This is a genomic window from Pseudomonas sp. B35(2017) (genome assembly GCF_002113645.1).
Classification (GTDB): Bacteria; Pseudomonadota; Gammaproteobacteria; order Pseudomonadales; family Pseudomonadaceae; genus Aquipseudomonas; species Aquipseudomonas ekonensis.
The window spans coordinates 63,118-70,235 of the sequence record NZ_NEIZ01000024.1; the positions used below are offsets into that span (position 1 = coordinate 63,118).

Genomic DNA, 7,118 nt, shown 5'->3' on the forward strand with positions numbered 1-7,118 from the left:
GGGAGCCAGCCTGCTGGCGATGAGGCCGGTACAGACTGCAGTTATCCACAGGCCTGCCACATTCAGGCGCAATTTCCCCGGCCCATTTCCGCCCGCCGCCCGATTTCGGTGCTGTACTGCCCTGTGCATTTTCGCAACGGCGCCCCAGCCCCCGCATGGCACAAGTCTTGCGCGCCGTTGACTACGCCCAGGCCCGCAGGAGGCACGCCGTGTCGATTCAAGTCGCCTTGCACCACGTCACGCACTACCGCTACGACCGCGCCGTCGAGCTCGGGCCGCAGATCGTCCGTCTGCGCCCGGCCGCCCACAGCCGCACGCGGATCCTGTCCTATGCGCTGAAGGTCACGCCCAGGCAGCATTTCATCAACTGGCAGCAGGATCCCCAGGGCAACTATCTGGCGCGGCTGGTGTTCCCGGAAAAGACCGACACGTTGCGGGTCGAAGTCGACCTGCTGGCGGAGATGGCGGTGTTCAATCCGTTCGACTTCTTCCTTGAGCCCTACGCCGAACGGATCCCCTTCGCCTATGGGGCCGACGAGGGCAAGGAGCTGGCGCCGTACCTCGAAACCCTGCCGCTGACGCCAACGTTCAAGGCCTACCTCGACGGCATCGACCGCACGCCGCTGCCGGCCGTGGATTTCCTGGTGGCGCTCAACCAACGCCTGAGCCAGGACATCAACTACCTGATCCGCCTGGAGCCGGGCGTGCAGACCCCGGAAGAGACCCTCGAACGCGCCTCCGGCTCCTGCCGCGACTCGGCGTGGCTGCTGGTGCAGCTGCTGCGTCATCTCGGGTTGGCGGCGCGCTTCGTCTCCGGCTACCTGATTCAACTGACGGCGGATGTGAAAAGCCTCGACGGCCCGTCCGGCACCGAGGCGGACTTCACCGACCTGCACGCCTGGTGCGAGGTGTACCTGCCCGGCGCAGGCTGGATCGGCCTGGACGCCACGTCCGGGCTGTTCGCCGGCGAGGGGCACATTCCGCTGGCGTGCAGTCCCGATCCGTCGTCGGCGGCACCGGTCAGCGGGATGGTGGAGCCTTGCGGGTGCGAGTTCAGCCACGAAATGACCGTGGAGCGGATCCTGGAAACGCCACGGGTCACCAAGCCCTACACCGACGGGCAGTGGCAGGCGATCCAGGCGCTGGGGCGGCGGGTCGACGCCGACCTGCTCGCAGGCGATGTGCGCCTGACCATGGGCGGCGAGCCGACCTTCGTCTCCATCGACGACCCCGACGGCGCCGAATGGAACACCGCCGCCCTCGGCCCGGACAAGCGCCGGCTCTCCGCCGAGCTGTTCCGGCGCCTGCGCGAACATTACGCCCCCGAAGGACTGGTGCACTTCGGGCAGGGCAAGTGGTATCCCGGCGAGCAGCTGCCGCGCTGGTCGCTGAACTGCCATTGGCGCCGCGACGGCGTGCCGGTCTGGCGCAACAGCGCGCTGATCGCCGACGAGCGGCAGGACTACGGCGCCGACAGCGCATTGGCCGGGCGCTTTCTGGCGAGCGTCGCCGAACGCTTGAGGTTGCCGGCGCGGTTCGTGTTCGCGGCCTACGAAGACCATCTCCATTACCTGTGGCGCGAGGGCGCCTTGCCGGTCAACGTCAGCGCCGAGGATCCGCGGCTGGAGGATCCGCTGGAGCGGGCGCGCCTGCGCAAGGTCTTCAGCCAGGGGCTGGGCAAGGTGATCGGCCAGGTGCTGCCGCTGGCGCGTACCGCCAAGGGCGACCAGTGGCAGAGCGGGCGCTGGTACCTGCGCGACGACCACTGCCGGCTGGTGCCGGGGGACTCGCCGCTGGGCTACCGCCTGCCGCTGGCGTCGCAGCCGTGGGTGAAGGCGGCGGAGTATCCGTACGTCCATCCCAACGACCCGAACCAGGACTTCCCCGACCTTCCGGACACCGCGCAGCTCAACCGGCACGGCGAGCCCGCCGAGGCTGACGAGCGCCGGCCGGCGGTGGATGCGTCCGCCGACTGGCTGACCCGTACCGCGCTGTGCGCCGAACCGCGGGGCGGGCGCCTGTACCTGTTCATGCCGCCGTTGCAGCGGGTGGAAGAGTATCTGGAACTGGTGGCGACCATCGAGGCTACCGCCCAGGAGCTCAACTGCCCGGTGTTGCTGGAAGGCTATGAGCCGCCGGCCGACCCGCGCCTGGCCAACTTCCGCATCACCCCGGATCCGGGGGTGATCGAAGTCAACGTCCAACCGTCCGCCACCTGGGACGAACTGGTCGAGCGCACGGAGTTCCTCTACGAGCAGGCGCGGCTGACCCGGCTGTCCACCGAGAAATTCATGATCGACGGGCGGCACACCGGCACCGGCGGCGGCAACCATTTCGTCCTCGGCGGGGCGACGCCGGCCGACTCGCCGTTCCTGCGCCGTCCGGACCTGCTGCGCAGCCTGATCAGTTACTGGCACAACCACCCGTCGCTGTCGTACCTGTTTTCCGGCCTGTTCATCGGCCCGACGTCCCAGGCGCCCCGGGTCGACGAGGCGCGCAACGACGCCCTGTACGAACTGGAGATCGCCTTTAAGCAGATGCCGGCGCCGGGTGAGCAATGCCCGCCGTGGCGGGTGGACCGGTTGCTGCGCAACCTGCTGATCGACGTCACGGGCAACACCCACCGCGCCGAGTTCTGCATCGACAAGCTCTATTCGCCGGACGGCGCCAGCGGACGCCTGGGCCTGCTGGAGCTGCGCGCCTTCGAGATGCCGCCCCATGCGCGCATGAGCCTGATCCAGCAACTGCTGCTGCGGGCGCTGGTGGCGCGGTTCTGGCGCGAGCCCTATGCGCCGCCGAAACTGGCGCGCTGGGGCACCGAGCTGCACGACCGCTTCATGCTGCCGCACTTCATCGCGCAGGATTTCGCCGAGGTCATCGACGACCTCGACCGGGCCGGCTATCCGTTGCGGGCCGAATGGTTTGCGGCGCATCAGGCGTTCCGCTTCCCCAAGCTCGGCGACTATGCCGTCAACGGCGTCGAACTGGAGCTGCAACAGGCCCTCGAACCCTGGCATGTGCTGGGCGAAGAGGGCGGGGCGGGCGGTACGGTGCGTTACGTCGACTCTTCGCTGGAGCGCGTGCAGGTCAAGGTCTGCGGATGGATGCCGCAGCGGCATCGGTTGACCTGCAACGGCGTTGCGGTGCCGCTGCACCCCACCGGGCGGGTCGGCGAATACGTGGCCGGGGTGCGGTTCCGCGCCTGGCAGCCGGCCAACTGCCTGCAACCGACCATCGGCGTGCACGCACCGTTGGTGTTCGACCTGGTCGACACCTGGGCGCAGCGTTCCCTCGGCGGCTGCCAGTACCATGTCGCCCATCCGGGCGGGCGCAATTTCGAGACGTTGCCGGTCAATGCCAACGAGGCAGAGAGCCGGCGCCTGGCGCGTTTCTTCCGCATCGGGCACACGCCGGGGAACATTCCGATAGCGGAGGTGGAAACGGATGACGAGTTTCCGCTGACTCTCGATTTGCGACGTTTCTGAACCGTACGCGACGCTCGGACTTTTCGTATATCCGGGTGTCACGTGCCTGCGTTAGTCTGACCGTTCCTTGCCGGTTGCCGAGCTCTCCATGCCAGACCTGCTTGACCGCTACCCGCTGACGGCGGGCACCTACCACGAACTGCTCGACGGCAGCGGCGCGGTGCGTCCGCACTGGCGCCGGCTGTTCGACCAGCTGCAGCGCAGCACGCCGCAGCAGCTGGCACAGCGTCAGGCGCTGCTGGCGCGGCAGATCCAGGAGAACGGCGTCACGTACAACGTCTATGCCGACCCCAAGGGCGCCGACCGCCCGTGGGAGCTGGACCTGCTGCCCCATGTGATCGCCGCCGACGAGTGGCAGCGGCTGTCGGCCGGGATCGCCCAGCGGGCGCGACTGCTCAATGCGGTGCTGGCGGACCTGTACGGCCCGCAGCGGCTGATCCGCGAAGGGCTGCTGCCGGCGGAGCTGGTGTTCGGCCACAACAACTTCCTCTGGCCCTGTCAGGGCATTTCGCCGCCGGACGGGGCGTTCCTGCATCTGTACGCGGCGGATCTGGCGCGCACGCCGGACGGCCGCTGGTGGGTCACGGCGGACCGCACCCAGGCGCCGTCCGGGGCCGGGTATGCGCTGGAGAACCGCACCATCGTGTCCCGTGCCTTCCCCGAGCTGTACCGGGACCTGCGGGTGCAGCACCTGGCGGGCTTCTTCCGCACGCTCCAGGAAACCCTCGTGCGCCAGGCGCCGGGCGACAGCGAGACGCCGCTGGTGGTGCTGCTGACGCCGGGGCGCTTCAACGAAAGTTATTTCGAACACCTGTACCTGGCGCGGCAGCTCGGCTATCCGCTGGTGGAGGGCGGCGACCTCACCGTGCGCGACACCACGGTGTACCTCAAGACCCTCAGCGGCCTGCGTCGGGTGCACGCGATCATGCGCCGGCTCGACGATGATTTCTGCGACCCGCTGGAGCTGCGCACCGACTCTGCCCTCGGCGTGCCCGGCCTGCTGGAGGCGGTGCGCCGCGGGCGGGTGCTGGTGGCCAACGCGCTGGGCAGCGGCGTGCTGGAGTCGCCGGGGTTGCTGGGGTTCCTGCCGAAGATCAGCCAGCACCTGTTCGGCGAAGAACTGATCCTGCCGTCCATCGCCACCTGGTGGTGCGGTGAGGCGCCGGTGCTGGCCCAGGCCCTGGAAAAACTGCCGGAGCTGCTGATCAAGCCGGCCTTTCCTTCACAGAGCTTCACGCCCGTGTTCGGCCGCGATTTGAGTGAAAAACAGCGCCAGGCCCTCGCCGAGCGCATGCAGGCGCGGCCTTATGCCTATGTCGCGCAAGAGTTGGCGCAGCTGTCCCAGGCGCCGGTCTGGCAGGCCGAGGACGGCCAGTTGCAGGCGCGGGCCATCGGCATGCGCCTGTACGCGGTGGCCAGCCGCGAGGGCTACCGGGTGTTGCCGGGCGGGCTGACCCGGGTGGCCGCCGAGGCCGACGCCGAAGTGGTGTCGATGCAGCGCGGCGGCGCCAGCAAGGACACCTGGGTGCTGGGCGACCGGCCGCCGAGCGGCGAACAGTGGAAGGCCCAACGCAGCATCGGCGTGCACGACCTGGTGCGGCGCGACCCCTACCTGCCGTCGCGGGTGGTGGAGAACCTGTTCTGGTTCGGCCGCTATTGCGAGCGCTGCGACGACAGTGCGCGGCTGCTGCGGATCGTGCTGGCGCGCTACATCGACGGCGACGATCCGCAGGCCTTGCAGGCCGCCGTGGACCTCGGCGAACGGCTGATGCTGCTGCCGGACGAAGGCGAACTGCCGCAGCGCCTGCTGGCGGCGCTGCTCGGCGAAGACTGGTCGTTCAGCCTGCGCGCCAACCTGCAGCGCCTGCAATGGGCGGCGTCCCAGGTGCGCGGCAAGCTGTCGCGGGAAAACTGGCAGGCGCTGGTGGAGCTGCAGCGCGAGGCCGCCGAACTGGACGGCGACGAGCCGGACTTCGGCGAGCTGCTGGATTTCCTCAACCGGCTGGTGACCTCGCTGGCGGCGCTGTCCGGATTCGCCCTGGACGACATGACCCGCGACGAGGGCTGGCGCTTCCTGATGATCGGGCGGCGGATCGAGCGATTGCAGTTCCTCAGCGCCAGCCTGGCGGCGTTCCTGCGGGGCGCCGGCGCGTTCGACCAGGCGGGGCTTGAGTGGTTGCTGGAGCTGGGCAACAGCAGCATCACCTACCGTTCACGCTACCTGGCGGTGGCGCAGTTGATCCCGGTGCTCGACCTGTTGCTGCTCGACGAACAGAACCCCCACGCGGTGCTGTTCCAGCTGAAGCTGGTGGCCCGCACCGTCAAGCGGCTGAACGATGATTTCGGTGCACCGAGGGAAGCCGGGTTGGCGCCATTGGCCGAGCGTCTGGCGCGCATCGACCTCGGCTGCCTGGAGAACCCGCTGTTCGGCGAGGCCAGCGTGCGCGCCGCGCTCGACGGGCTGGCCGACCTGCTGCAAGAGATCGCCGATGTCAGCGCGCAGGTGTCCGATCGCCTGGCCCTGCGCCATTTCGCCCATGTCGACGATGTCAGCCAGCGCACGGTGTCCGTCTGATGAATGCCCGCTACCAAGTCCTCCACGACACCTGCTACCGCTACGACAGCCCGGTTTCGCTGGCACAGCAGTTGGCCCATCTGTGGCCCCGCGAGTGTGCCTGGCAGCGCTGCACCGAGCAGCGTCTGCTGATCAGCCCGGAGCCGACCGCCCGCCGGGACGAGCTGGACGTGTTCGGCAACCCGCTGACGCGCCTGGCGTTCGAGCGGCCCCATGACGAGTTGCAGGTCAGTGCGCGGCTGATGGTCGAGGTACTGGCGCGACCGGCAACGGACTTTGCCCTGTCCCCGGCCTGGGAGGCGACGTGCGCCGCGCTGGCCTACAGCGGTCGGCCGCTCTTGCCCCACGTGCTGGAAGCCTGCCGCTATCGGTTCGAATCGCCCTATGTGCACCTCAAGCGCCGCTTCGTCGAGTTCTCCGACAGCTGCTTCACGCCGGGGCGGGCCATGCTCTGGGCGGTGCAGGCCTTGATGCAGAAAATCTTCAGCGAGTTCACCTTCGATGCCGAAGCGACCCAGGTCGCGACGCCGCTGGTGGAAGTGCTGGAGCGGCGGCGCGGGGTCTGTCAGGACTTCGCCCACCTGATGCTGGCCTGCCTGCGCTCCCGGGGGTTGGCGGCGCGTTACGTCAGCGGCTACCTGCTGACCCGGCCGCCGCCGGGGCAGCCCCGGCTGATCGGCGCCGACGCGTCTCACGCCTGGGTGTCGGTGTTTTGCCCGGTGCTGGGCTGGGTGGACTTCGACCCGACGAACAATGTGCAGCCGGCGCTGGAGCACATCACCCTGGCCTGGGGCCGGGACTTCTCCGATGTGTCGCCGTTGCGCGGGGTGATTCTGGGCGGGGGCAGCCATGACCCGGAGGTGCGGGTCACGGTGATGCCGCTGGATTGACCGCGATGCGGTGGGGTTCACCTGTCCAGTGCGGGAGCCGCAGTTTGCGGCGCCCTCACTGGCGCTATCGCCAGCAGGCTGGCTTGTATGCTGGTACTTGAAGGGAGGAGGAGGGACTAGGCTGGATTCTGACTGTTGACGCAGTACAGACCCGTGGGAGATTTCGCC

Annotated in this window: 3 protein-coding genes; all 3 read left to right on the plus strand. The window is 68.8% G+C overall.

Features of this window, described 5'->3' with window-relative positions:
- Nucleotides 1-209 precede the first annotated feature (209 nt).
- The 3 genes from CAG41_RS26370 to CAG41_RS26380 all read left to right on the plus strand — a co-directional run bounded on the left by CAG41_RS26370 (nt 210) and on the right by CAG41_RS26380 (nt 6,950).
- Nucleotides 210-3,485, plus strand: coding sequence for a DUF2126 domain-containing protein (locus tag CAG41_RS26370; RefSeq protein ID WP_085582863.1), 3,276 nt, complete (start codon nt 210-212; stop codon nt 3,483-3,485).
- 88 nt (nt 3,486-3,573) lie between these two features.
- Nucleotides 3,574-6,060: a circularly permuted type 2 ATP-grasp protein gene (locus tag CAG41_RS26375; protein WP_085707678.1), complete on the plus strand. Its 2,487-nt coding sequence runs from the start codon at nt 3,574-3,576 to the stop codon at nt 6,058-6,060.
- A complete protein-coding gene (locus CAG41_RS26380) occupies nt 6,060-6,950 on the plus strand; it encodes a transglutaminase family protein (RefSeq protein ID WP_085707679.1) in 891 nt (296 codons plus the stop codon). The genes CAG41_RS26375 and CAG41_RS26380 overlap by 1 nt, the downstream gene beginning before the upstream one ends.
- Nucleotides 6,951-7,118: the final 168 nt, after the last annotated feature.